A 22,889-nucleotide genomic window follows, 5' to 3' on the forward strand; every position below is an offset into this window, starting at 1 on the left:
AAATCCTCTAATAAATAAACCTCTTCCATCGGACATTTATGAGTGTGGTTCGTCCCTGACGCTTTTTTAATTAAATAAAATCAATCGAAATTCAAACTAAGAAAGTCCTAAATATATTTTTTATAAAAGTCATGAAAACCTATAACCTCATTTATTTCGGCATTAGAAAAAATATGAACAATTAGAAAAACTATTTTTATCTGTAACTATTTACTCAGACAACCCCTAATAAAAAAGGTCAGTAGCCAGTGAAAACTTGGCAACGCTAATACCTCCCTCTAAAGTTTGACACTCAGGGTGTTTTCCTAAGTTTCCAATAAGTGATACCTTGTTGAGACTTCTCATTATTTCTATTTTACAATTTTGATATTTCTTTCTCAAAGACTTATTTTAGTTGGTTTTTCTGCAACCAGTTAAAAAGATTCGACTCAGAAGAGCTATATCTTTTAGCTATGAATTTTTTAGTTGAACCATTACTGAGAAGAGCTTCAATCTCAATTTTATATTTATCCAATTTACTTTTCCCAGCTCCAACAGGTCTTCCAAGTTTTACCCCATTGGCTTTTTTAGTTTGCAGTGCCTCTTTTGTTCTTTTAGAAATCAAGTCTCTTTCTATTTCTGCAACCATTGAAAATACCATTGCCATCACTTTACTCTGAATGGTATCGTCCAATTGCCAGTTTCCTTTAACGGTATAAATCTTGATTCCTTTCTGAGTGGCTATCGAAATTATTTCCATGCACTCAAGCATACTTCTACCCAATCGAGAAAATTCACTTAATAGAATGGTATCTCCCGAAGTAAGCGTTTCAACAATATCTCCAATTTTTCTTTCTCTCCAATGAATTCTGCCCGAAGCCTTTTCTTCAACGAATTCAACTTTACCTAAATTTTTATCATTGGCAAGGTGTAGTAGTTGAGATTTGTTTTTTTCAAGGTCTTGGTCAATGGTTGAAACCCTTAAATAAGCGACATTTCTTGGCATAATTTTAGTTATTCGATAAATAGGTAATGATTTGAATTATAATGGATTAAAACATTCTGTAATATTAGATATTTTTATCTAATTATTCAAGTGGTATATATGAACGTTTAAACTATATGAAAATTTCTGAATTTTTGAACGAAGATTTCATTCAGTATCAAGATTTATTGTATGTCTGAAATACATACCTGCTTGATGTTTGTAAAATTCCCTCTCAGAAGATAGCAGGAATTATAGCTGCTTTTCAAACTAAAAAGACAATCTATGGAAAGCATATCAAGTCAGGCGAAAGTATTTGGCTTGAATATGACCACTTGCCATCAAAAATTAGGGAATCTAAATTACTACCATCAAAACCTGCTTTGATTGAAAACTTGAAAAGTAATAAGTTTGACTATGACAAAGAAAATAACTCTTTGTATCAGCGTGAAATGGTTTTACTGAATATTGCTGTTGATAATTCAGAAATGTTTATCGTTGAATTTAGAGAGTATAAAATTCCTAAAAATAAAATTAGTCCTTATTGCAAAACATATGCAACGCTAAAATTATTGATACAATTTGAACACCTTAAAATTCATGAAAAATATAATTTGTACAATGCTATTTCGGATTCAGAGTTTTCATTTCAATCAAATAATATCGACTATTTTTATGCAAAATATGCCGATATAGTGGCATTTGGATTAGTAAGGAGCATTACTCACAAAGGAGTATCGAATAAAAATGCTAATAAAATTACAAAAACACATGAAGACCTCGTTGGGCATTTTTATCGGCATGGAAATAAACTTTCCAGAACAGATATTCTACAAAAAGTCGATACAGCCCTAAAATTAAAAAATCTTCAACCGATTAGTCTTTCTACTGTAAAAAGGATTCTTTTGAATAACGATAATAAAAATCTTGACGATATGGTTAGGAATGGAGAAACTTGGATGAAAAACACGATTTTACCATTTCTAATTCGTTCAGAACCAGAAAATTCAGGAGACCATTACCAAATTGATGCAACCAAATTACAAATTTATTGCAAAGAAGGAAGCAGAGAGGGAGCATTTTTATGGATTGCTGTTGTAATTGATGGATACTCTCGACAAATTATGGGCTTTGCTATTGCCGATAAAGAGACGCCTGATTTATATGCAAAAGCCCTTAAATCAGCCTTTTTAAGAGCAAATTGGTTACCTGCTGAAATATTAAGAGATAATTATTTGGGTTATACTCGGGATAACGAACTATGTGATTTGATTCAACAAACAGAAAATTTAGGAGTCATTTGGCGAGCTCATAAAGTAGGAAACCCTCGGGACAAAGGTATCGTTGAAAGTTTTAATCATATTTTTAATACGGTGTTTTGTAAACAGATTTCTGGTTATATAGGAGAAGGAATTAAAAGCAAAAATATAAATGCAAGACCTAATCCAGAAATGCTGACCTTTATGAAAAAGAATAAGCTCTTACTAAACATCGATGAAGTTATTTTAAGAGTGACTGCAAGTATTCATAAATATAATAGGGATGGAACGCAAAATGAAAAAATCCCCCTTTAGAAAAGTTCCAACTAAAACCGCCTAAAAACACAATTGTCCTCAATAGTGAATCAGATGCTCTGATTTACTTTAAAAAGAAAATAGTAAAAGTATCTCGTTCAACTATCTGTATAAATGTGAATGGTTGTTCTCATTTCTATCGCCTTTCAAAAACAGACTTAATTTTAGCATTACACGATACGATGGTTCAGGTTAGATATGACCCCAACTATATGTTGTCAATATATCTTTTTACAGAATTAGAAAGTAAATTTATTACTCGCTTACATGAAGTACCCATTATTCCACTTGCTCAGGTAAATCAAACAATTGATGACCAATCAAATTTACACGCTTATTTTCAGCAAAATAAACAGCTTTTAAAAGACTTACAGCAAAAGATTGAAGAGCGTCAATCAGCGATTGATGCTTTGGACTTACCGCCTCATGTGTTAGAGTCTGGCTTTTCAGGTGATTTAGAAATTTATAAATCAGAAAAAGAAGAAAAAATAGATATAGATTATGGTAATAGTATTCAACTGCCTAAAGATAAAAAACTAAAAACAGATAAAACTTTCATCAAATACAGAACTGTTTACAATGAAATACAGGATTTACTATATAAGCAAAAAGGAACAGCCAAAAGATTATAGTTATGGAACTAAACAACTTCAACATAGATTTAATTAAAAAACCACCTGTTGGTCTGACTCTTGAAACCAACACTTTAAAAATCATCAATGAAAATTGCTATGATGCTTTAGAGTGGTTGCCTTTATCGGCGACTCGGGTTTTGGTAAGACCAAATCTTTGGCGTACTTTTTGAATAAAAATCGTAATGTTTATTATGTTGTTGTTGAAAAAAGTATGACTTCCAGAAAGTTTTACATAGAACTTCTGAATATTTTAGGGTTTACTAATACCTTTGGTGGTAGCGACCTGAACAATTTAATCAAAAGCATTAGCTTTCATCTTAATCAATCTAAACAACCAAACCTTTTAATTATTGACGAAGCTGGTAAGTTTAGTGCTAATCAACTCCTATATTTACACGAAATAAGAGATAATACAAAAATAACACAGGTATAATTCTTTGTGGTCCGCCATATTTCAAAAAAAATATGGAAAATTGGAAGCTTTCTGAAAAACAAGGAATTTCTGAACTTTATCGAAGGATTCAGTCTTGGATAACTTTAGAACAACCAACCATGAAAGAAAAAAAGCTTTTTGTGCAGAACACGGTATTTTATCAGAATTGGCAGATGAAATATGTCAAGAGAGCAAGGATTTTGGAACGTTGGAGAACAAAATTTTGGAAAGTCGAATATTGCCACTAAAAACACTTTTGACAGATACAAATATTGTGTAAAATGGCAAAACGAGTGAAGTAAAATTATATCTTTGAAATAGTAAAAAGGTCAATGGGCAATTGTTATAATATTTTAGCATTTAAAAAGAAAACATTGAATAAAACAGAAAGAAAAATATTTATTTCAATGAGCAAAATATGATTGAAAATTGGCTTTAGTAATACAAAAAGAAGTTTTTCCAAATAAAATTATATCTAATATTTCAGGAAACGAGGATAAATTTGGGTAATAGCTAAACCCAAAATAATAGAAATAAGTATCGAAACATACTCAAAATGGCTTATTTGATTCATGTTCATGGAAGATTTTTCAATTTAAATTTTCTATCTTTGATAATTGTGGTAAGATTTCCGTGCAATAAAAATAACGTTCTAAATCGCAATAAGTCATCGTTATTTCATTGTGTTCAAGGAAAAATATATGATGTCAAATGCAAATAATATTTGGCTTACTATTTTTATCTAGCTAAAATGAGGGTCATTTAATTTTTTATCGAAATATGAAAAAATTATTTTTAACATTCTTAATATTTAATCTTTCCATACAAATTACATTAGCTCAGAAAAGGCAAGAAATCATGATAAATGATTTTGATGACAAACCACAAACTGTAAACTGGTGGCGGGATAATGAGCATGTGAAATTTTCTTATGATGAAATCAAAAAGAATCAAGCAAATAAACGGTCGAAAGCGTGCCTTTATGTAAAATGGGATTCAATAACGACCACTAAACCATTTACATGGTTTACGGACCTTAAAGCTGATTCACTTGCTGCTGACGGAATGGAGTCAAAATGGAAATCTTTTCAACAGAATACCTGGCTATCTTTTTGGTGTAAAGGCGGTGAGGGAGACACTTTAATGCTTCATTATCTTGTATTAAGTAAAGGACATAGTAGCAAGTGGGGGGCTACAACCATGATACCTGTTATTGCTAAAAAATGGACTTTTTATAAGGTTCGGTTTGTAGATTTACAGTATGAAAACTGGGGCAAAATTACAGCTGATTTTGATTTAAACACAGATATTGGCCGATGTTTTGAAGTGGGTTTGAGGTCAGGATTAGTCACTCCCAAAGGCTATATTGAAGCATGGTTTGACAATATAAAACTTACCAATTACGAACCTTTTAAATAATTATTATGAGATTCTGGAGGATTATTTTATTAAATCTTTTTTTACATCTTGGTACTTTTACTTTTTTGATAGCCCAAGTTCCAAAGGATTATAAGGGAAAACCATTCAAAGATAAATATTACAAATTAGGTGCTCAGCCAATTCCCGGCAGAGTGGAACTGGCATACTATGATTTAGGAGGAGAAGGCGTTGCCTACCATGATAATACACCTGAAAATGAAGGTGCTAAATTAAATCATGAGGTGCATGATTATGGCAGTCATTGGCGTCCAGGAATACCAGCTTACATTGCATTCTTTCGTGAAAATGAAGCGGTAGATATATCTTATACTAAAGATTGGGCAGATTTTAACCATCCCAATAAAGTTGATCCTAAAGTAAATCAACTTTACATAGGCTGGGAGGAAGATGGTGAATGGACGAATTATACAGTTAACATATTAAAACCCGGAAGATACCGCATCATTACAGTTTATGGTTATAAGGATAATAAATCGGAAATGTGGTTGAATAACAAAAAAGCCACCACATTGGTATTACCCGAAAATACTGGCGACTGGCACAAATGGACACAGGCCACCATTGGTGAGATATTTTTTCCCAATGCTGGATTGAACCTACTTACATTAAAATATAATAAAGGAGCCAACTTGGCTTACCTTGATTTTTTACTTGTGGAAGAATTCAAAGGAAAATAAAAAGATACACTGTTATATAAAATAGTCATTTCCTGCAAGCCAACTTCTTTTATCTTTACGTAAGTAGCGTATGACGTCACTTTTTTTCTTTGTAATGTCTTGATTATCATTTATATACATCATTTAAGCCAAGTTAAATCAGCAGCAAATGTTTTGCTGCATAATTTATCCCAAAACACAAACTATTATTTAAAATTACTCATTCAAACATCTCTTTGTTGCCGAATAAGAATAAAGCAAATAGTATCTACACGAAATTCCAAAATTGTATTAATTAATAAAGGATTTTTCAAAAGTCTTCAGTTTATTGACGTATTATTTGAGTGTGTTCTGGCAAAATTTCTCCGCTTCAATTTTGGTTCAGCGAATGTGTATTTATTTCATCAAAAATAGTCGGTACTCTCCGACGAGAGATTTGAATCACTCGTTTGTTATTCAAAACAAGGTATTTTAACTGATAATTGATACTTTTTATATACTCTTTGCAAATTATAAATGACTTACTCGGACGACAAAAATTGGTTTTTGGTAAAATATTTTCAAAACTTTTGAGCGATGCGGCTGCCATTACCTGTTTTCCAGATGAAAGATATAGAAGTGTATAGTTGCCATGAGCTTCTAAAAATAAAATAGCATTGGTTTCAATACTTTGGTTGCGGGTAATCTTGATGATAGTTGTGGACATATTTATTATAATATTTTATTGTGTTGGACGGAGTCATTCTTGAAATAAAATTACAAAAGAAACTGATAAAAGCATATTTCTAAGTTAAAAATTTAGTTTTTTACTTAAAAAATAGCCAGATTTATGACAGACTTTTAAAATGCGACATCAAAGTAGTTTAGCAAACAAACCTGTTTTTGTCGATGTGTGGCTTGGCAAATTTATTTTGGTAGATTTGTGCTTTATTTCAAAATCACTTATCAATTATTAAATTTATGCTTACAAGAGAGTTTTTAGAGAATTTGGTGAATAAATATAAAACAATCAATTTGTTCACTAAAAAACTTTATAAAATTGGCCCAACTAGCGTTGAGATTATCTTTTTCGGACTCAAAGATACTGACAATTTTACTAAAGCTATTACTCATCTTGAAGTTGAGTTGCTACAAAATATTGACCTTACTATATTTGTTTCGGACGAAATACATGGAAATCTCAAACTTCCTTTACCAACTTGGGAGTGGTCAAGTGTTGATGAATATGGCAATATTCCAACCTATGATTTGAGCCTTTTAATGGCAAATTTTATCGAAATGCAAAGTACTTTTTGTACACTCAATTTTGAAAATAAAATTGCGACCTATTGGACATATGACACGCTTCAACTTCCAGAATGGGAACGGAGTTTTCCTTTTCGTAGTATTTTTCACAATTATTGGCAAAAAGACCCTAATTTATTGACGATTCATGCGGGTGCAGTGGGGTTTGGTAATGGAGGGGTTTTGTTGACAGGTAAGGGTGGTTCTGGTAAATCTACTGCGGCGTTATCTTGTTTAGATAGTAATTTGCTATATGCTGGCGATGATTTGATGTTGATTGATACAAACACTTGCATGATTTATAGCCTTTATAATGTTGCTAAATTGGAAGCTCATCAGCTGAAATTATTCCCTCATTTTGAACCGCTTATTTACAACCACAAAGCACTACCTGTTGAAAAAGCTCAATTGTTTTTGCATGAATATTTTCCTGAAAAAGTGATTTCTATGATGCCACTAAAGGCGATTGTTTTACCAAAATTTTCAGGAGAAACAAATACTACTTGGACCAGAGCAAGTTCGGCTGAAGCATTAATCGCATTAGCTCCATCGTCAATCGGTGTTTTCCAAGAAAAGGCGAAATATTTAAACAAAATTGCGAAATTATGTAGATTGGTGCCTATTTATAAATTAGGAACGGGTACGAATTTGAATCAAATTTCGCTTAGTATTGTAGAAATATTAAACGATATTAATTAATTTTGATTGTGTGGCATACTCAAAACCTGAGATTTGAAATAATGCGTATATTTTATTGATTCTTCCAGATTCAAATGAATACCATCGTTTGTTTGGTAGCTTGATGTATCAGATTGTATAAAATTAATTTTTTCTTTTTTTATAAAATCAGTCATAGCCATTCTAATTGATTTTGCTTTATTCAAGTGAACTAACTTTGGATTCACGGGCATTTCAAAAAAATAAACATTAACCCCTTTTGATTTTAAAAATCTGACATAAAATGATAATTCTTCCAACCTTTTGAGTAATGCTAATGAATCAATTTTTTCTGAATAAACTGCTTCTTCAATTTTAAATTTTTTATCGAATAATAAATCATTTTTATGCTGCTTGCTATATGCTATCATTTGTTGAATTGACATTTTTTTTGCCTTTCTATCGTTACCAAACAAAAGTTGCATCTCTTTAATGATAATTGGAATTGGATGTTTTTCTATTCTTAATGATGGAATGTTTTTGCTAACAAAAGCCGCAAAAGGTGAAAATAGTGTATGCTGAAAATCTTTTTTTTCAGGTCTATCAATGTAATTTGTTTCAATAAATACATTCTGCGGAAAATTGTTTTTATATTTAATAACCTTTAAACCATCATAAACACCTTGCCCAATTAAAGCAAGATTAAAAAAATGGGATAAACTATCGGTCAAAATTTTGGTAGAAAGCGACGAGCCAACGATAATATTTTGAAGTGAATCATTATCTAAATACTTCTGAGCCGTCGTTAAGTTTAGTTGCCAATAACTTTGCGTTCCCTCAATGTTTGGAAAAAAACTCAAAAATACCGTATAAGAAAAAAATACAACCACAAATACAATTATTATTTTCTTTATCATGGTGCTAAAATTGAAAATAAATAAATTCTGCTATTGAACCAGCATTGGTTATTATTAAAAATAGCATAAGACCGTAAACATAATAGTCGAATTTTTTAATGTTTATTAACCATTTTTTATCCTTTAATAAATAGACTTGATGATACAGAAAAACGGGTAATGAATAGAGTAAAATATAGACTATTAAGAGCTTAGTTGCAGGAAACGGCCTATTTTCGGCTAATGTTTTGAAAAAGTCAATTACGTGAGAAAAATCTGTCAATTTGAATAAAATCCAGGCAAAAGTAACCCATGTAAAAACAAACATTCTTTTGATAATAATCGTGAAAAAATGAGAATTTAATTGAATTCTTTCACCCAAAAATCGTTCAATTACCAAAGCTAATCCATGAAAAACTCCCCAAATTGCGTAATTCCACGAAGCACCATGCCACAAACCTCCAATAAACATTGTTAGCATTAAGAATAAGTACATTTTCAATTTACCTTTCTTGTTACCTCCCATTGGAATATATAAATATTCCATCAAAAAAGTTGACAATGAAATATGCCACCGTTTCCAAAACTCTCTAAAAGAACTTGAAATATATGGGAAGTTGAAGTTTTGCATAAGCTCGTAGCCAAACAGTTTTGCTAAGCCAATAGCAATTAGTGAGTAACCCGCAAAATCTGCAAATATTTGACAGGAATATCCCAAAACCGTAACTAACAAATCAATTGTTGACCTCGTATAAAAAAAAGGATAACCCATTCCAAAAGTAAAATCTTTCAGATTATCAGCAACAAACATTTTTAGAAAATAACCAAGTATAAGTTTTTTAAAAGCAGATTGCCAATCTATGGTTTGAATTGTTTTCCTTTGAATTTGTGGCAAAAAATCATGGGCTTTTACGATTGGACCAGCTATTAAATGTGGAAAAAAAGAGATAAAGCAATAAATGTTTTTGGCGTGTGTCCAAAATGAATATGAAATGTATTTTTTTCTATCAAAATACTTTTCTGTGTAAACATCTATTACTAAACTTATTCCCTCGAAAGTAAAAAATGAAATACCGATTGGTAATGGAATGGTTAGTAAAAATAAACCAATAGAATCGGTCTCATTCAGAAAAGTCTTTGAAATAAGTGGGCTATATTTAAAAAAAACAAGTACGCCCAGTTCGGCGAGAACTCCAGCGATTGCGATACTTTTTTTATTAAATTTTGAACCATAAGTTATATAATAACTTGTAATGATATTTATTGCTGGAGAGAAAATTAAAAGTAGAATAAGAATAGGTTCGCTGAAAGCATAAAAAATAAAGCTTGCTAAAACCAATATATAGACCTGATAATTAGCTAAAATAGGCGTATAGTATAAGCCAAACGTAATAATAAGTAAAATGAAAAAAGGAAAACTAGTAAAAAGCATCGTTTTGCTACAAATTAATGTTTAAACTGCTCGAAGTTATTGAGAAATTATATAAATATTTGTTTTTAATTTATTTAAAGTTATGATTAAACATTTAGAAGTAGAAGAATTAGCTTTTTTAAAACCAGAAATATACTACAATCTTACTCGATTTGGCTCTGTTTTGGACGGAGGATACGTTTTGCCATACAACAGTGTGGTTGAAGCTGACTTTCTTTTATCAGGAGGAGTTTCATTAAATAGCGATTTTGAAAATGCTCTTACAATTATCAATTCCAATTTACAAGTAATTTTGGTTGATGGCCGAATAAGTATTATAAAATTTTTTATTCTGCGTCCATTTTATAAATTATTGAAAAACATGGACTTTTTTCCGTTTGTACAATCCTATTATTTTTTCAAGATTTACAAAAAATCTACCTTTATTAAGAAATATATTGGTTCGTCATTTTCGATAAAAGAGATGCTTGCGTCATTGAATAATGTTGAAGCAGCAAAAACTGGGATTTTAAAATTAGATATTGAAGGCAGTGAATATGATATTTTGGATGATATTGTTGCCCACAAAGAGAAATTTAATGCAATTATAATGGAGTTTCATTACATTAAAGACAAACTGATTCTTTTAAAAGAGTTTACCTCAAATCTAAATTTTAAGATTGTAAATGTATCGGTCAATGAGGTTGGTGTTGACGAAAACAGTTTTCCTCATATTTTAGAAATAACATTCTTAAATCCTACCTATAATTTTAATTCTGCTGACTTTGTTGGTCAAAATCGTAATAATATTCAAGGACGAGATTTGTTTTTACTTGATTTTGCTTAAACGCTAATTTATTTAGAAGTAATGAAAAAAATTGTTCTGTGTATTCCTCGAGGCTGTGGTTTAAATGATATTTTATGCCGAGTTGGATTTTCGCTGGAATATTGCCAAAAATATAACCGAACGCTGATAATTGATACTAGAATTGCTGGATTATGGGATGATTTTTCAAATTATTTTATTAAAAACAATGATGATTTGGACATTATTGAACGTGCTGATAACCAAACATTAAAGCAACTCAATTTGCTTAGTTGCTATCCTAACGAAAGGCAAGGGAAAATCGAATTTATCTATTATGATTTTTATTGCAATCAAAAAACCAATCACATAAAAAATAGTTTTATCAGGAAAACTACTTTATTTCTTGAATTATTTCGATTATATATTTCAGTACCAAATACTTCTATATATCAAAAGCTATTGTTGATTTTCGATTCAATAAAATTTAAAAAAAGTAAAAATATATTAGCTAATAATGACTCTTGTGACGCAGATGTTATCCTTCATCACCAAAGTGGTGGCGGAGTAACGTCATTAAATACACTCAAATTTTTCAAATTTACAAAAGATTTAAAAGAGCATCTTCTTGAAAAAATGCAAGAATGCGGAGATGATTATTTTGCAATTCACGTTCGGAATACAGATTATAAGTCTAATTATAAAGCATATTTTGATACAATTAAGGACATTGTTGCTGGAAAAAAATTATTGATTTGCAGCGATGATGTTGAAGCCATTAACTACGCAAAATTTTTTTTTGATACAGCTGATGTGTTCTCATTTTCTCATATTGAAAAAAGAGATGGAAAACCCTTACATAAATCAAGTTGGAATAAAACTCCCGATGAAAAAAAACGTATAAATTATGATATGTTTGTAGATTTAGTGTGTTTAGCGAATGCCCAAAAACTTTTTATAATTCCTTTATTAGAAGGTAATTATCTTAGTTTTGAAGTGCCGAAAGGTAGTTTTTCTGGGTTTTCATTATTAGCCAAAGGGCTTCATGAAAACAAGGATATTTTATCAGCATTACTCAGCGAATGAAAATAAATGTTTTTTTTTATAATGCTAATAATACGTTAATGGTAATATTATTTTCAAGAAAAGTAAAAAAAACAATCGCAATGTAGTTAATTTGTGTTTATAGCATCAATTAAAGAAATACTGAAAAAAGCCAACCATTATGAAAAACTATTCTGTTGCAACTCTTGGAATTGCATACGAACATTTTGATGACGAAACGGTCATTGTAAATCTACCCAAAGGGCATTATTATAGCTTAGGAAATACAGCACATTTTATTTTCCAATTATTTGCAAATGGGTCAAATGCTACACAAATAGCAAATGCTCTTTCTTCAACTTTTGACATTTCAACAGCAGCAGCATTAGAGGTAGCTAACGATTTTATTAATCAATTAATTCAGGAAGAATTACTCGTCGAAACAAATACCTTTGTTGAATTTCAAGCTCCTGAAATTGCTGTCAAAAAAACTTTTGAAGAACCTTTTCTAGAAGTTTTTTCAGATATGAAAGAAATGTTGACGTTAGACCCCGTTCACGATGTAGACCCTAAAAAAGGATGGCCACTAAAGAAATAACAACCCCATTGGTTAGCGTCATTATTCCTGTACTAAATGGCGAAAAATTTATTAAAAGAGCCATCGAAAGTGTTTATGCTCAAAACATTACCCCCATTCAAATAATAGTTATTGATGGTGGCTCAACCGACAATACTTTAAATATCGTATCAAATCTCGGAGATTCGATTGTGGTTGTACATCAACAAGGTAAAGGTTTGGCAAAAGCCCGAAATCAATCAATGGATTTTGCTGAAGGACAATATTTGGTGTATCTGGATAGTGATGATATTATACCACCACAGAGTTTTGAGCGTATTTTGAGTACATTTGATGAATTCCCAGAAACGGAGTTTGTTTTTGGAAAAATGCAACATTTTTTTGAACAAGGTGCTTACAAGGCAAGTCTTGATGAAGAATCATATCTTACGCCAGTTATGGGGGCAGGTCTTTTTAAAATGTCTGCTGTTAAAAAATTGGGTTATTTTATCGAAGAACTCAACCCTTGTGAAGATATGGAATGGCTTCATCGGGCAAAAACTACACTTCATGTAAAAACTCTTGAAGATATTACGCTCTATAAAGGTAGGCACGAAAATAATTTGAGCAGTGCAGGCTCATTTGTTTATGAAAGTATGGTTAGAAGTATGAAAACAATTATTGATAGAAAACGTGCATCCAACGCCAATTAGTGTGATTATTCCTGCTTTTAATGCAAGTAATTATATCAAACGAGCTTTAGATAGTGTTTTTAGCCAATCGGTTCTACCAAAAGAAGTGATTGTAATTGATGATGGATCAACGGATAATACTGCGACAATAGTAAAGGCTTATGGAAATGTAGTGTCTTATATTTATCAAACAAATCTAGGTCCATCATCAGCTAGAAATGCAGGAATTAAAGCGGCTAATGAAAATATTATTGCTTTTTTAGATGCGGATGATTATTGGCCCAAAAACAAACTTGAAACTCAATTAGCAATATTAGAAAAGGATACTTCTTTGGATGTGGTTTGGGGTCGAGTAAAAATTGATTATAAACACGAAGGTATAGAAAAATTCACTCGGGAGGGCGTTTCTGATGACTCAGTTTTTATTACTTGCTTAGGAGCCGCATTATTTCGAAAAAATGTTTTTAATGAAGTTGGTTTATTCAATGAAAATCTAAAAACATGTGAAGATTGGGATTGGTATATTCGAGCAATGGATAAAAAAGTTAGTATAAATAAAATTCCAGAAATTGGCCTTTTTTATTGTCGGCATGATGATAATTTGACCAAAGATCTTCAAGATTTAACCAAACAAAGCATTCAATTATTAAAACTAACTATTAACAGACGACGCCAAAATACTAATCATGAGTAAACTTAATATTTCAGTTATTATACCTGTTTACAATGCTGAACTTTATATTAAAGAATGTATTGACTCTGTTTTAAATCAAACGTTACCGCCACAAGAGATAATCGTCATTAATGATGGCTCATCAGATAATAGTTTTTCAATTTTACAAAGTTATGGCCATAAAATTAATTTGTTTAATCAAGAAAATAAAGGACTCGCCGCCACTCTAAACGCAGGTATCAAATATGCAAAAAATGAATGGATTACTTTTTTAGATGCCGATGATTATTGGCATCCGCAAAACTTAGCATGGAAAAACGAATTTTATCAAGCAAACCCCGACACGCTTATTTGTTTTGCATGGCTAAAACAATTTATTAGCCCCGAACAATCTGATGAAGTTAAAGCAGGCATTTTTTGTCCAACAGAAGCCGAAAAAGGATGGGTTAAGCCAACGATGATTGTACACCGCTCAATTTTTGAAAAAGTTTGTTACTTTAATGAAAGCCTTCGCCTTGGTGATTTTATAGAATGGTTTTCTAAAGTACAAGAACACGGGATTAAGTATGATATCATTAATAAAGTGGTACTTTATCGTAGATTACACCGCAAAAGTTTATCTAATGATGTCCGTTCTCAAACAGATTTTGTTAAATTATTAAAAGCAAAAATTGACAGACAACGACTGCAAAATAAATAATCCTACTTAAAATGTTTATTTTTGAACATAAATATGCTTCGCCGCCCAAAGACAATACTGATTTTATTTTTAATTTGCTGCTCCATTTTAGCATATAAATACCGTACAAAACTAGCAAGAAAAAAACTTGAATGGAGTTGGCAACTTGGTCGAGAAATCAGTCAAGAAATACAAAGTCCTACGTCTGATATAAAAATCATTGAGGCTTTTCCAAACTTAGTTTTTAATGAACCGATGAGTATTAAGTTTTTGGACGATAGTTCAAATACTGTTTTGGTGGCTGAAAGAAGTGGCAAAATCAAATGTTTTCCAAAAAAATCGACACAAAATACATCAAAAACAATTTTAGACATTTCAAATAAAGTAGCCACGAAGTTTGAGAAAGGATTGCTGGATTTTGTGGTTCAACCGACCAAAGATTCATCACAGTTTATCTATCTTTTGTATACTTTCACAGAAAAAAAAGAACCATTTGTTCGTGTTTCTCGATTTAATTTTTCAAAAAATACCTTAAAAATCAATAAAAATTCAGAAGTAGAATTATTAAGATACAAAGGTCGTGAACATTTGGGTGGGGCATTAGTTTTCGGGAATGATGGTTTTTTGTATATTTCTTTAGGTGATGGACTAGAAACTGATCCAAATAATGCTGCTCAGAATTTAAGGGTATTCAACGGAAAGCTTTTAAGAATAAATGTTGATAATCCTCATAAAAGTCTTTACACAATTCCGAAAGACAATCCTTTCTACGAAAACAAACAGGGCTATAAAACTGAAATTTATGCCTATGGATTCCGAAACCCTTTTCGATTTAGTATAGATTCTTTAACCAATCAAATTTGGTTGGCGGATGTTGGTCAGTATGATTTTGAAGAAATAAACATTGTCCATAAAGGTGGTAATTATGGTTGGCGGTTAATGGAAGCTGATATTTGTTTTAACCCACAAACAAATTGTTTCAAAGCTGGTTTGAGTAGCCCTATTTTTAGTTATAAACACGGAGTTGAAGGTTTTTCAATCACAGGCGGATTTGTTTATCGTGGTCGTCTTAACCCCCAACTTTATGGAAAATATATTTACGGCGATTATATTAGAGGTGCTATTTGGGCTTTAAGTTTTGAAAACAAAAAGGTAATTAAAAATGAACTTATTGCTCATGAAGCCGGGAATATAACGGATTTTGGTATTGATGCGGAAAAAGAAATTTATTTTTGCGATTTCAGTGGTGGAAGAATAAAAAAAATTGTTCCATTTCAATCTAAATAAATGTGTAACTTAATCAATAAAAATTAATTGTTTTTTTTCTAAAAGTGTAAAATTCAACCAATTGTTTATCACAAAAACACACAAAAGATGTTTAGATTTATCGTTTTTGGTAAAAGAATCGATATTTTGAACTTTTAGGCAATAAAAAGACCCGACTAGATCGGGTCTTTTTGGTAAAATTGAATGTTTATTTACAACAAAAATTTCGGTTTGATATTGGTTAATTATTTCAAATCAAAACGGTCAAGATTCATAACTTTAGTCCATGCTGCTACGAAATCTTTCAAGAATTTCTCTTGAGAATCGCCACATCCATAAACTTCCGCCAAAGCACGAAGCTCCGAATTTGAACCAAAAATAAGGTCAACACGAGTACCTGTCCATTTAACTTCACCTGTTGTACGGCTACGTCCTTCAAATACATCTTGATGAGCAGATGTAGCTCTCCAGCTAGTACCCAAGTCTAGTAAGTTTACAAAGAAATCGTTGGTAAGCGACTCCGCACGCTTTGTAAATACACCAAGTTGAGATTTATCAAAGTTAGTGTTTAATACACGCATACCACCAATTAGTACAGTCATTTCGGGAGGAGTAAGTGTTAATAATTGAGCTTTATCAACTAACATCTCTTCTGCTGATGTTGTATAATGTGTTTTTTGATAATTACGGAAACCATCCGCAATTGGCTCAAGTACAGCAAACGATTCAACGTCAGTTTGTTCTTGTGAAGCATCAGTACGTCCAGGTGTAAATGGTACAGTTATATTGTGTCCTGCATTTTTTGCAGCTTGCTCAATACCTACACATCCACCTAAAACAATTAAATCGGCTATTGAAACCATCTTGCCATCAGAAGCAGAATTGTTGAATTCATGCTGAATACTACCAAGTTTGGTTAAAACTTTATCAAGTTGAACAGGATTATTTACTGTCCAAAACTTTTGTGGTGAAAGGCGAAGACGACCTCCATTTGCACCACCACGTTTATCAGAACCACGGAACGTTGATGCAGAGGCCCAAGCAGTAGAAACAAGCTCAGACACCGATAGTCCTGAAGCTGATATTTTAGCTTTTAAAGTGATAATATCTTGAGTATCAATTAATTGATAAGTTGCCGCTGGAATTGGGTCTTGCCAAATCAAATCTTCAGATGGCACTTCTGAACCAAGATAAAGTATTTTTGGTCCCATATCACGGTGTGTAAGTTTAAACCAAGCACGAGCAAAAGCATCAGCAAATTGGTCAGGATTTTCAAAGAAACGTCTTGAAATTGGCTCATAAATGGGGTCTAATCTCAAAGCCATGTCTGTTGTAAACATGATTGGAGCATGACGTTTTGAAGAGTCGTGTGCATCTGGTACAGAATTCGCACCTGCATCACCTTTTGGTTTCCATTGTTGAGCACCAGCTGGACTTTTTGTTAATTCCCATTCAAAACCAAACAAGTTATTGAAATAATTGTTGCTCCATTGCGTTGGTGTTTGTGACCAAGCTCCTTCTAAACCACTGGTAATTGTAAATTCGGCATTTCCTGTTCCATAGGTGTTTTTCCAACCTAAACTTTGCTCCTCAATCCCTGCTGCTGCTGGCTCTGGGCCAACATATTTTCCTGGGTCACCAGCACCATGTGCTTTTCCGAAAGTGTGACCTCCAGCTATTAGTGCTACTGTTTCTTCATCATTCATCGCCATACGGCCAAATGTCTCACGAATATCACGAGCTGCTGCAAGTGGGTCTGGTGTTCCATTTGGTCCTTCAGGATTTACATAAATAAGCCCCATTTGTACAGCCGCCAGCGGATTTTCCAATTCACGGTCGCCAGTATAACGCTTATCTGCTAGCCATTCGCCTTCAGCACCCCAATAAATATCTTCTTCTGGTTCCCAAACATCTTCACGTCCACCACCGAACCCGAAAGTATTAAAACCCATCGATTCTAAAGCACAATTTCCTGCTAAAATCATAAGGTCAGCCCAAGATAACTTTCTACCATATTTTTGTTTAATTGGCCAAAGTAATAAGCGAGCTTTGTCTAAATTTCCATTGTCTGGCCAACTGTTTAATGGTGCAAAACGTTGTGTTCCTGCACCTGCTCCACCACGACCATCAGCGATGCGGTACGTACCCGCACTATGCCATGCCATACGTATAAAAAACGGCCCATAATGACCGTAATCTGCTGGCCACCAATCTTGAGAAGTAGTCATTAAGTCAAAGATTTCTTTCTTTACAGCAGCTAAATCAAGTGATTTAAACTCTTCTGCATAATTAAAATCTTCTCCCATTGGGTTAGAAAGCGAAGAATGTTGACGTAAGATATTGAGTCTTAATTGGTTTGGCCACCAATCTAAATTTCTTGTGCCACCGCCAGCACTTTGATTTGTTGTGCCACCATGAAAAGGGCATTTTCCTGCAGCGGATGTATGATTTTCCATTTTTTTAGTTTAATAAATTATAATGTTAAAATTTAAAATCACTATTCGTATTATTTTCGATTCTCAAAATTACGACAGCAATACCAATAAATCAAATTGATATTTTTTATAATCATATAGTTTTTGTCTATGTTGTTTTCAGTTTTACACCTGATAAATAGGGTAATCATATTCCTAAAAATGGGTTTGCCAATCTTTTCTTTCACGATTGTGAATAGATTTTTAATTATTTAACTAAAAAGGAGTCGGTCAATTCAACCATTTTTATTTTTAATAAATAAGATTGATGTAGAAAGTCCAAAAAGTATTATATTTTAGCATTATATCAACAGAATATAGGATTTATATTATATATTTTTGCTCAAATAATTAACCCTTTCCATCATGTCAGACCCGATACTAATTTTACTTGTTGGCGTTGTTATTGTAGTAGGTGGCATCATTGGCTTCAAATTACATCCATTCTTAGCACTTCTTTTGGCGGCTTTGGCAGTTGCTTTGCTCACTCCGACCGAATTAGTTGAACAATATTTTCTTTCAAAAGGAACAGCACCAATCGAAGCGTACAAACTGGCACATAAAAGTATTGGTGAACGAATCGGAACAGAGTTTGGTAATACTTGTGCCAAAATTGGTATTTTGATAGCTATGGCGGCCATTATCGGAAAAGCGATGCTTGATAGTGGTGCTGCCGAAAAAATCATTAGAGCTATGGTCAAAATAACTGGCGAAAAAAATGCTCCTGTTGGTTTCATTTTGAGCAGCTTTTTTCTAACAATTCCAGTTTTTGTCGATACTGTTATTTTCTTGATGATGCCCTTGGCAAAAGCTATGGGTATGCGATTGGGTAAAAACTATCTTTTATTGGCTTTATCGGTTATTGCAGGAGCGGTGATGGCGAACTCTTATGTGCCGCCTTCGCCTGGCCCTTTGTTTTTGGTAAGTGCCTTGAATGTTCCGATAGGTTTGATGATGCTTTGTGGTTCTTTGCTTGGACTTTGCACCATTACAGTTGGATATTTGATAGCTATTTTCTTGAATAAAAAAATGCCTATTCCACTTCGAGATTCTTCTGATGCTCGATTAGAAGATATTAAAGCCATTGCTGAGAAAGATGATAGCGAACTTCCATCTTTGGGTTGGTCATTGTTGCCTGCTGTTTTTCCTTTGGTAACGATTTGTATTCGGTCGGCATTTGATGCTTTTCATAAATCTGATAAACCATTAACTGATTTTTCTATTCTTAATAAAACATTAGACGCTATTTTATTCTTTGGCGATAAAAACATTGCTTTGTTGATGGGAGCTATATTCGCACTTTTAGTACTTTCTAATCAGAAAAAAACAACAAAAGATAAGCTTACAGCATTTGTTCAAACGGCTTTGATGAGTGGCGGTGGAATTATCTTGATTACTGCGGCTGGCGGTGCTTTTGGCGGAATGTTGCAGCAGTCGGGCATCAGTACCAGAATAGCCGACCTTACTAAAGATTATCAGATGGCATTGATTCCGTTGGCTTTTTTCATAACAGCTGTTGTACGCACAGCTCAAGGTTCAGCAACAGTTGCCTTGATTACTGCTTCTGGCATATTGGCTGGGATGGCACAAAATGCTAATCTTGGATTTCATCCTGTTTATTTATGCTTGGCCATTGGAAGTGGTGCAAAATTGATTCCTTGGATGAATGACGCTGGATTTTGGATTATGTGCAAAACCAGTAATTTAACCGAAAAAGAAGCCCTCAAAACTATTGCACCAATGCAGAGTTTAATGGGTTTGGCAGGAGTAATCTTGACAATGATAGCCGCGTGGCTTTTTCCAATGATATAATTTACATTCGGATTTAAGTGCTTAAATCCAAATAATTCTTTCTAAAAATCCATCATGGAAAACATAGTTATAAAAACAAATTCTAACGATAATGTAGCAATCGTGGCCAACCCAACAGGTTTGAAGCGTGGTGCGATTATTTTAAATGGAATTGTGTTGGAAGAAAATATTCCGATGGGGCATAAAGTTGCATTACAGACTTTAAACGAAGGTGATGCTGTAATACGATACGGGCAAGTTATTGGTTTTGCTAATCAAAACATCGAAAAAGGTTGTTGGATAAATGAAATGAATATCAGCCTACCACAACCGCCAAAATTAGAAGATATTCAGTATGTAAAAAAAGATATTTTGTCGGTAGAGCCATTAGAAGGTTATACTTTTGAAGGTTACAAAAATGCTGATGGAAGTGTAGGTACAAAAAATGTTTTAGGAATCACAACGAGCGTCCAATGTGTTGCAGGAATCACAGATTTTATTTGTCAGAAAATAAAACGAGAATTGCTCCCACTTTATCCAAATGTTGATGATGTAGTAGCTTTTAACCATAGTTATGGTTGTGGAATTGCCATTGATGCTCCAGCAGCGATTATTCCTATTCGTACTATTCGCCACATTGCTCAGAACCCGAATTTTGGCGGAGAAATTATGATTATTGGGTTGGGTTGTGAAAAACTTCGTCCTGAAAGATTACTGCCCGATGCTCAATATTCATCTGAGAATTCGATACTTTATTTACAAGACGAATCATTCGAGGGTTTTGGGGAAATGGTTGATGGAATTATGCTAATGGCCGAAAAGCATTTACAAAAACTTAATCAACGTAAACGTACAACTTGCTCGGCTGCTGATTTGGTCGTAGGAATGCAATGTGGTGGAAGCGATGCTTTTTCTGGTCTGACGGGAAATCCAGTTGCTGGTTTTGCAGCCGATTTGATTGTGAGAGCTGGAGGAACGGTATTTTTTTCGGAAGTTACCGAAGTGCGAGATGCCATTCATCTACTTGTGCCGAGAGCCATCAATGAAAAAGTTGCCCAAGCCTTAAAAGATGAAATGGCTTGGTACGATAATTATCTACAACAAGGCAGAGCCGACCGTAGTGCCAACACAACCCCAGGCAATAAAGGTGGTGGTTTAAGTAATATTGTTGAAAAAGCTTTGGGTTCGGTCGTAAAATCGGGCGTAAGTCCGATTGTAGATGTGATTTCTCCAGGGGATAAAATTCGACAAAAAGGCTTAAATTTTGTGGCTACTCCTGCTAGTGATTTTGTTTGTGGAACACTCCAACTTGCCGCAGGAATGAATATGCACCTGTTTATCACAGGTCGGGGTACACCTTATGGGCTAAATATGGTTCCTGTCATAAAAGTGAGTTCAAACACAAAACTCAGTAATCGTTGGTACGATTTGATTGATTTTGATGCTGGGCCTGTGGCTTTTGGCATGAAAACCATCGAAGAAATGGGTTGGGAATTATTTCTTTTGATTCTTGAAGTAGCAAGTGGAAACAAAAAAGTAGCAACTGATAAATTAGGACTATACAATGATTTGGTGCTGTTCAATCCGGGGCCATTAACTTAAATAAATTAAATCGATGTCTTTAAACCTAAATAGCAAAGGGCCTAAAATAAAAGAATTTCATATTACGCCCATTGCGGTAGTTGACCCCCCTTTGCTCAATGCAGCAGGGCTTCATGCACCTTATGCCCTCCGAACAGTGGTTGAACTGGTTACTGATGATAATATCAGCGGTATTAGCGAAATACCGGGCAATATTGCCATAGATATAGCCCTAGAAAAAAGCAAATCGCTCATCATCGGTCAAGATCCTTTTCAACTCAATCAAATTAGAGATATTTTATCTGCTAATTTTGATACAGAAGATACAATAAAAAGAGGTGATACTCCATGGGACCAACGTACCATTGTTCATATTTTTAGTGCAATTGAAGTAGCTTGTTTGGATATTATCGGCAAAATAATCAACCGACCTGTAGTAGATTTATTGGGTGGCCGCCGCCGAGAGTCCGTTCCTTTTTCAGCATATCTTTTTTATAAATATGAAGGTGCTGGTGGAGCATTAGGTTTTGATACAAACCCGAATGCCATTGGCTGGGATGCCGCTCGACAAGCAAGTGCTTTGAATCCAAATGAAATCGTTACTCAAGCAAAAGCTATGTGCCAAGAGTTTGGTTTTCAGTCTATTAAGCTGAAAGGTGGTGTTTTTGAACCTCGCCAAGAAGTTGATGCTGTTTTGGCACTTCGAGAGGCATTTGGAGCAGAAACGCCTATAAGAATTGACCCTAATGCTCTGTGGACAGTCGAAACATCCATCAAATATGGCAAAGAAATGGAAGGGGTCATTGAATATTTAGAAGACCCTTGCCGTGGACAAGAAAACATGGCTACTGTAAGAAAAGCCTTGAAAACGCCATTGGCAACGAATATGTGTACAACTTCTTTTGAGGATATTCCAAGAAGTATTGAGCTAGGAGCTGAAGATATTATTTTGAGCGACCACCATTTTTGGGGCGGTTTACAAGCGTCTATGACTTTAGCTGGTGTTTGCCAGACATTCGGGCGTGATTTGTCTATGCACTCAAACTCTCATTTGGGTATTTCGTTGGCGGCAATGGTGCATTTGGGAGCAGCCATTCCTAATCTCCGTTATGCTTTAGATACGCATTATCCATGGCAATCTGATGAAATTATTACTTGTGGACGTCTAAAATTTGAAGATGGACAAGTGGCTGTTCCAAAAGGTGCAGGATTAGGGGTTGAACTCGACCGACAAGCATTAGAAAAACTACATCAAAACTATTTGAAATGTGGTCTAACCAAACGCAACGATGAAATAGAAATGCAGAAAGTCCAACCCGATTGGAAGTTTATGCCCACAAGATGGTAAAAATTTACTAGTTAGATTTGTAAGAAAATA

At 33.5% G+C, this 22,889-nt stretch carries 24 protein-coding genes; 18 read left to right on the plus strand and 6 right to left on the minus strand.

Annotated elements, in window-relative coordinates; translation table 11 throughout:
• Window positions 1-225: 225 nt before the first annotated feature.
• Window positions 226-345 carry a single-stranded DNA-binding protein gene (locus MJQ71_RS20005; protein WP_310587551.1) on the minus strand — a complete coding sequence of 40 codons (120 nt, stop codon included), beginning with the start codon at window positions 343-345 and terminating at the stop codon, window positions 226-228.
• Between the two features lie 40 nt (window positions 346-385).
• Complete coding sequence (locus tag MJQ71_RS20010) at window positions 386-985, minus strand: recombinase family protein (RefSeq protein WP_238808719.1); 600 nt, start codon at window positions 983-985, stop codon at window positions 386-388.
• Window positions 986-1,299: 314 nt separating this feature from the next.
• On the opposite strand from MJQ71_RS20010, the gene MJQ71_RS20015 reads away from it, so the two are divergent.
• From MJQ71_RS20015 to MJQ71_RS20040, 7 genes are all read left to right on the plus strand, one after another.
• Window positions 1,300-2,538 (plus strand): integrase catalytic domain-containing protein, encoded by a 1,239-nt coding sequence (locus MJQ71_RS20015; RefSeq protein WP_238808720.1) that lies wholly within the window; start codon window positions 1,300-1,302, stop codon window positions 2,536-2,538.
• A 116-nt stretch (window positions 2,539-2,654) separates the two neighbouring features.
• Window positions 2,655-3,170: a hypothetical protein gene (locus MJQ71_RS20020; protein ID WP_238808721.1), complete on the plus strand. Its 516-nt coding sequence runs from the start codon at window positions 2,655-2,657 to the stop codon at window positions 3,168-3,170.
• Window positions 3,171-3,172: 2 nt separating this feature from the next.
• A complete protein-coding gene (locus MJQ71_RS20025; RefSeq protein WP_238808722.1) occupies window positions 3,173-3,343 on the plus strand; it encodes a hypothetical protein in 171 nt (56 codons plus the stop codon).
• The gene (locus MJQ71_RS20985; RefSeq protein ID WP_374759625.1) at window positions 3,283-3,606 is read left to right on the plus strand and encodes an AAA family ATPase; all 324 of its coding nucleotides are present in this window, start codon (window positions 3,283-3,285) and stop codon (window positions 3,604-3,606) included. Before MJQ71_RS20025 ends, MJQ71_RS20985 begins: the two co-directional genes overlap by 61 nt.
• A 32-nt stretch (window positions 3,607-3,638) precedes the next feature.
• Entirely contained in the window at window positions 3,639-3,854 is a 216-nt protein-coding gene (locus MJQ71_RS20030) for a hypothetical protein (protein ID WP_238808723.1), read from the plus strand.
• A 610-nt stretch (window positions 3,855-4,464) separates the two neighbouring features.
• On the plus strand, window positions 4,465-5,025 hold the full coding sequence (locus MJQ71_RS20035; RefSeq protein ID WP_238808724.1) for a hypothetical protein: 561 nt from the start codon (window positions 4,465-4,467) through the stop codon (window positions 5,023-5,025).
• A 5-nt stretch (window positions 5,026-5,030) separates the two neighbouring features.
• On the plus strand, window positions 5,031-5,723 hold the full coding sequence (locus MJQ71_RS20040) for a carbohydrate-binding protein (RefSeq protein WP_238808725.1): 693 nt from the start codon (window positions 5,031-5,033) through the stop codon (window positions 5,721-5,723).
• 349 nt (window positions 5,724-6,072) lie between these two features.
• On the opposite strand, the gene MJQ71_RS20045 is transcribed toward MJQ71_RS20040, so the two are convergent.
• Window positions 6,073-6,408 (minus strand): LytR/AlgR family response regulator transcription factor, encoded by a 336-nt coding sequence (locus tag MJQ71_RS20045; protein WP_238808726.1) that lies wholly within the window; start codon window positions 6,406-6,408, stop codon window positions 6,073-6,075.
• A 254-nt stretch (window positions 6,409-6,662) separates the two neighbouring features.
• Between MJQ71_RS20045 and MJQ71_RS20050 the strand changes: the two genes are divergently transcribed.
• Window positions 6,663-7,685 carry a phosphoenolpyruvate carboxykinase (ATP) gene (locus MJQ71_RS20050; protein ID WP_238808727.1) on the plus strand — a complete coding sequence of 341 codons (1,023 nt, stop codon included), beginning with the start codon at window positions 6,663-6,665 and terminating at the stop codon, window positions 7,683-7,685.
• On the opposite strand, the gene MJQ71_RS20055 is transcribed toward MJQ71_RS20050, so the two are convergent.
• Both MJQ71_RS20055 and MJQ71_RS20060 read right to left on the minus strand, forming a co-directional pair.
• Window positions 7,682-8,560 (minus strand): hypothetical protein, encoded by an 879-nt coding sequence (locus MJQ71_RS20055; RefSeq protein WP_238808728.1) that lies wholly within the window; start codon window positions 8,558-8,560, stop codon window positions 7,682-7,684. The genes MJQ71_RS20050 and MJQ71_RS20055 overlap by 4 nt on opposite strands.
• Window positions 8,561-8,564: 4 nt before the next feature.
• Window positions 8,565-9,971: an MBOAT family O-acyltransferase gene (locus tag MJQ71_RS20060; protein ID WP_238808729.1), complete on the minus strand. Its 1,407-nt coding sequence runs from the start codon at window positions 9,969-9,971 to the stop codon at window positions 8,565-8,567.
• An 82-nt stretch (window positions 9,972-10,053) separates the two neighbouring features.
• Here MJQ71_RS20060 and MJQ71_RS20065 point away from each other — a divergent pair, with 82 nt between their 5' ends.
• From MJQ71_RS20065 to MJQ71_RS20095, 7 genes are all read left to right on the plus strand, one after another.
• Complete coding sequence (locus tag MJQ71_RS20065) at window positions 10,054-10,797, plus strand: class I SAM-dependent methyltransferase (RefSeq protein WP_238808730.1); 744 nt, start codon at window positions 10,054-10,056, stop codon at window positions 10,795-10,797.
• A 21-nt stretch (window positions 10,798-10,818) separates the two neighbouring features.
• Window positions 10,819-11,841 carry a hypothetical protein gene (locus MJQ71_RS20070; protein ID WP_238808731.1) on the plus strand — a complete coding sequence of 341 codons (1,023 nt, stop codon included), beginning with the start codon at window positions 10,819-10,821 and terminating at the stop codon, window positions 11,839-11,841.
• A gap of 139 nt (window positions 11,842-11,980) precedes the next feature.
• Window positions 11,981-12,397, plus strand: a complete 417-nt coding sequence (locus tag MJQ71_RS20075) for a PqqD family protein (protein WP_238808732.1) — start codon at window positions 11,981-11,983, stop codon at window positions 12,395-12,397.
• On the plus strand, window positions 12,379-13,068 hold the full coding sequence (locus MJQ71_RS20080; protein ID WP_238808733.1) for a glycosyltransferase family 2 protein: 690 nt from the start codon (window positions 12,379-12,381) through the stop codon (window positions 13,066-13,068). Before MJQ71_RS20075 ends, MJQ71_RS20080 begins: the two co-directional genes overlap by 19 nt.
• Window positions 13,049-13,741: a glycosyltransferase family 2 protein gene (locus MJQ71_RS20085; protein ID WP_238808734.1), complete on the plus strand. Its 693-nt coding sequence runs from the start codon at window positions 13,049-13,051 to the stop codon at window positions 13,739-13,741. The genes MJQ71_RS20080 and MJQ71_RS20085 overlap by 20 nt, the downstream gene beginning before the upstream one ends.
• Window positions 13,734-14,420, plus strand: coding sequence for a glycosyltransferase family A protein (locus MJQ71_RS20090; protein WP_238808735.1), 687 nt, complete (start codon window positions 13,734-13,736; stop codon window positions 14,418-14,420). Before MJQ71_RS20085 ends, MJQ71_RS20090 begins: the two co-directional genes overlap by 8 nt.
• Window positions 14,421-14,453: 33 nt before the next feature.
• Window positions 14,454-15,686 carry a PQQ-dependent sugar dehydrogenase gene (locus tag MJQ71_RS20095; protein WP_238808736.1) on the plus strand — a complete coding sequence of 411 codons (1,233 nt, stop codon included), beginning with the start codon at window positions 14,454-14,456 and terminating at the stop codon, window positions 15,684-15,686.
• Window positions 15,687-15,910: 224 nt separating this feature from the next.
• Here MJQ71_RS20095 and katG read toward each other — a convergent pair whose 3' ends face one another.
• The gene (gene katG, locus MJQ71_RS20100; protein WP_238808737.1) at window positions 15,911-18,121 is read right to left on the minus strand and encodes a catalase/peroxidase HPI; all 2,211 of its coding nucleotides are present in this window, start codon (window positions 18,119-18,121) and stop codon (window positions 15,911-15,913) included.
• A 384-nt stretch (window positions 18,122-18,505) separates the two neighbouring features.
• Here katG and MJQ71_RS20105 point away from each other — a divergent pair, with 384 nt between their 5' ends.
• From MJQ71_RS20105 to MJQ71_RS20115, 3 genes are read left to right on the plus strand one after another with little or no spacing between them, the layout of a single operon-like run.
• Window positions 18,506-19,951: a GntP family permease gene (locus tag MJQ71_RS20105; RefSeq protein ID WP_238808738.1), complete on the plus strand. Its 1,446-nt coding sequence runs from the start codon at window positions 18,506-18,508 to the stop codon at window positions 19,949-19,951.
• A 54-nt stretch (window positions 19,952-20,005) separates the two neighbouring features.
• Window positions 20,006-21,532: a galactarate dehydratase gene (gene garD, locus MJQ71_RS20110; protein ID WP_238808739.1), complete on the plus strand. Its 1,527-nt coding sequence runs from the start codon at window positions 20,006-20,008 to the stop codon at window positions 21,530-21,532.
• Window positions 21,533-21,545: 13 nt separating this feature from the next.
• Window positions 21,546-22,859 (plus strand): glucarate dehydratase family protein, encoded by a 1,314-nt coding sequence (locus MJQ71_RS20115; RefSeq protein ID WP_238808740.1) that lies wholly within the window; start codon window positions 21,546-21,548, stop codon window positions 22,857-22,859.
• The last annotated feature ends 30 nt before the right edge of the window (window positions 22,860-22,889 follow it).

Source organism: Emticicia aquatica (genome assembly GCF_923079645.1).
Taxonomy (GTDB): domain Bacteria; phylum Bacteroidota; class Bacteroidia; order Cytophagales; family Spirosomataceae; genus Emticicia; species Emticicia aquatica.

What these genes read in the sequence shown, in the direction of transcription:
- MJQ71_RS20050 (WP_238808727.1), top strand. Translation starts at nt 6,663, where the DNA reads ATGCTTACAAGAGAGTTTTTAGAGAATTTGGTGAATAAATATAAAACA.
- MJQ71_RS20060 (WP_238808729.1), bottom strand. Translation starts at nt 9,971, where the DNA reads ATGCTTTTTACTAGTTTTCCTTTTTTCATTTTACTTATTATTACGTTT.
- MJQ71_RS20080 (WP_238808733.1), top strand. Translation starts at nt 12,379, where the DNA reads ATGGCCACTAAAGAAATAACAACCCCATTGGTTAGCGTCATTATTCCT.
- MJQ71_RS20090 (WP_238808735.1), top strand. Translation starts at nt 13,734, where the DNA reads ATGAGTAAACTTAATATTTCAGTTATTATACCTGTTTACAATGCTGAA.
- MJQ71_RS20035 (WP_238808724.1), top strand. Translation starts at nt 4,465, where the DNA reads ATGATAAATGATTTTGATGACAAACCACAAACTGTAAACTGGTGGCGG.
- MJQ71_RS20095 (WP_238808736.1), top strand. Translation starts at nt 14,454, where the DNA reads ATGCTTCGCCGCCCAAAGACAATACTGATTTTATTTTTAATTTGCTGC.
- MJQ71_RS20055 (WP_238808728.1), bottom strand. Translation starts at nt 8,560, where the DNA reads ATGATAAAGAAAATAATAATTGTATTTGTGGTTGTATTTTTTTCTTAT.
- MJQ71_RS20075 (WP_238808732.1), top strand. Translation starts at nt 11,981, where the DNA reads ATGAAAAACTATTCTGTTGCAACTCTTGGAATTGCATACGAACATTTT.
- MJQ71_RS20045 (WP_238808726.1), bottom strand. Translation starts at nt 6,408, where the DNA reads ATGTCCACAACTATCATCAAGATTACCCGCAACCAAAGTATTGAAACC.
- MJQ71_RS20065 (WP_238808730.1), top strand. Translation starts at nt 10,054, where the DNA reads ATGATTAAACATTTAGAAGTAGAAGAATTAGCTTTTTTAAAACCAGAA.
- MJQ71_RS20010 (WP_238808719.1), bottom strand. Translation starts at nt 985, where the DNA reads ATGCCAAGAAATGTCGCTTATTTAAGGGTTTCAACCATTGACCAAGAC.
- MJQ71_RS20025 (WP_238808722.1), top strand. Translation starts at nt 3,173, where the DNA reads ATGGAACTAAACAACTTCAACATAGATTTAATTAAAAAACCACCTGTT.
- MJQ71_RS20030 (WP_238808723.1), top strand. Translation starts at nt 3,639, where the DNA reads ATGGAAAATTGGAAGCTTTCTGAAAAACAAGGAATTTCTGAACTTTAT.
- katG (WP_238808737.1), bottom strand. Translation starts at nt 18,121, where the DNA reads ATGGAAAATCATACATCCGCTGCAGGAAAATGCCCTTTTCATGGTGGC.
- MJQ71_RS20005 (WP_310587551.1), bottom strand. Translation starts at nt 345, where the DNA reads ATGAGAAGTCTCAACAAGGTATCACTTATTGGAAACTTAGGAAAACAC.
- MJQ71_RS20070 (WP_238808731.1), top strand. Translation starts at nt 10,819, where the DNA reads ATGAAAAAAATTGTTCTGTGTATTCCTCGAGGCTGTGGTTTAAATGAT.
- MJQ71_RS20040 (WP_238808725.1), top strand. Translation starts at nt 5,031, where the DNA reads ATGAGATTCTGGAGGATTATTTTATTAAATCTTTTTTTACATCTTGGT.
- MJQ71_RS20105 (WP_238808738.1), top strand. Translation starts at nt 18,506, where the DNA reads ATGTCAGACCCGATACTAATTTTACTTGTTGGCGTTGTTATTGTAGTA.
- MJQ71_RS20115 (WP_238808740.1), top strand. Translation starts at nt 21,546, where the DNA reads ATGTCTTTAAACCTAAATAGCAAAGGGCCTAAAATAAAAGAATTTCAT.
- garD (WP_238808739.1), top strand. Translation starts at nt 20,006, where the DNA reads ATGGAAAACATAGTTATAAAAACAAATTCTAACGATAATGTAGCAATC.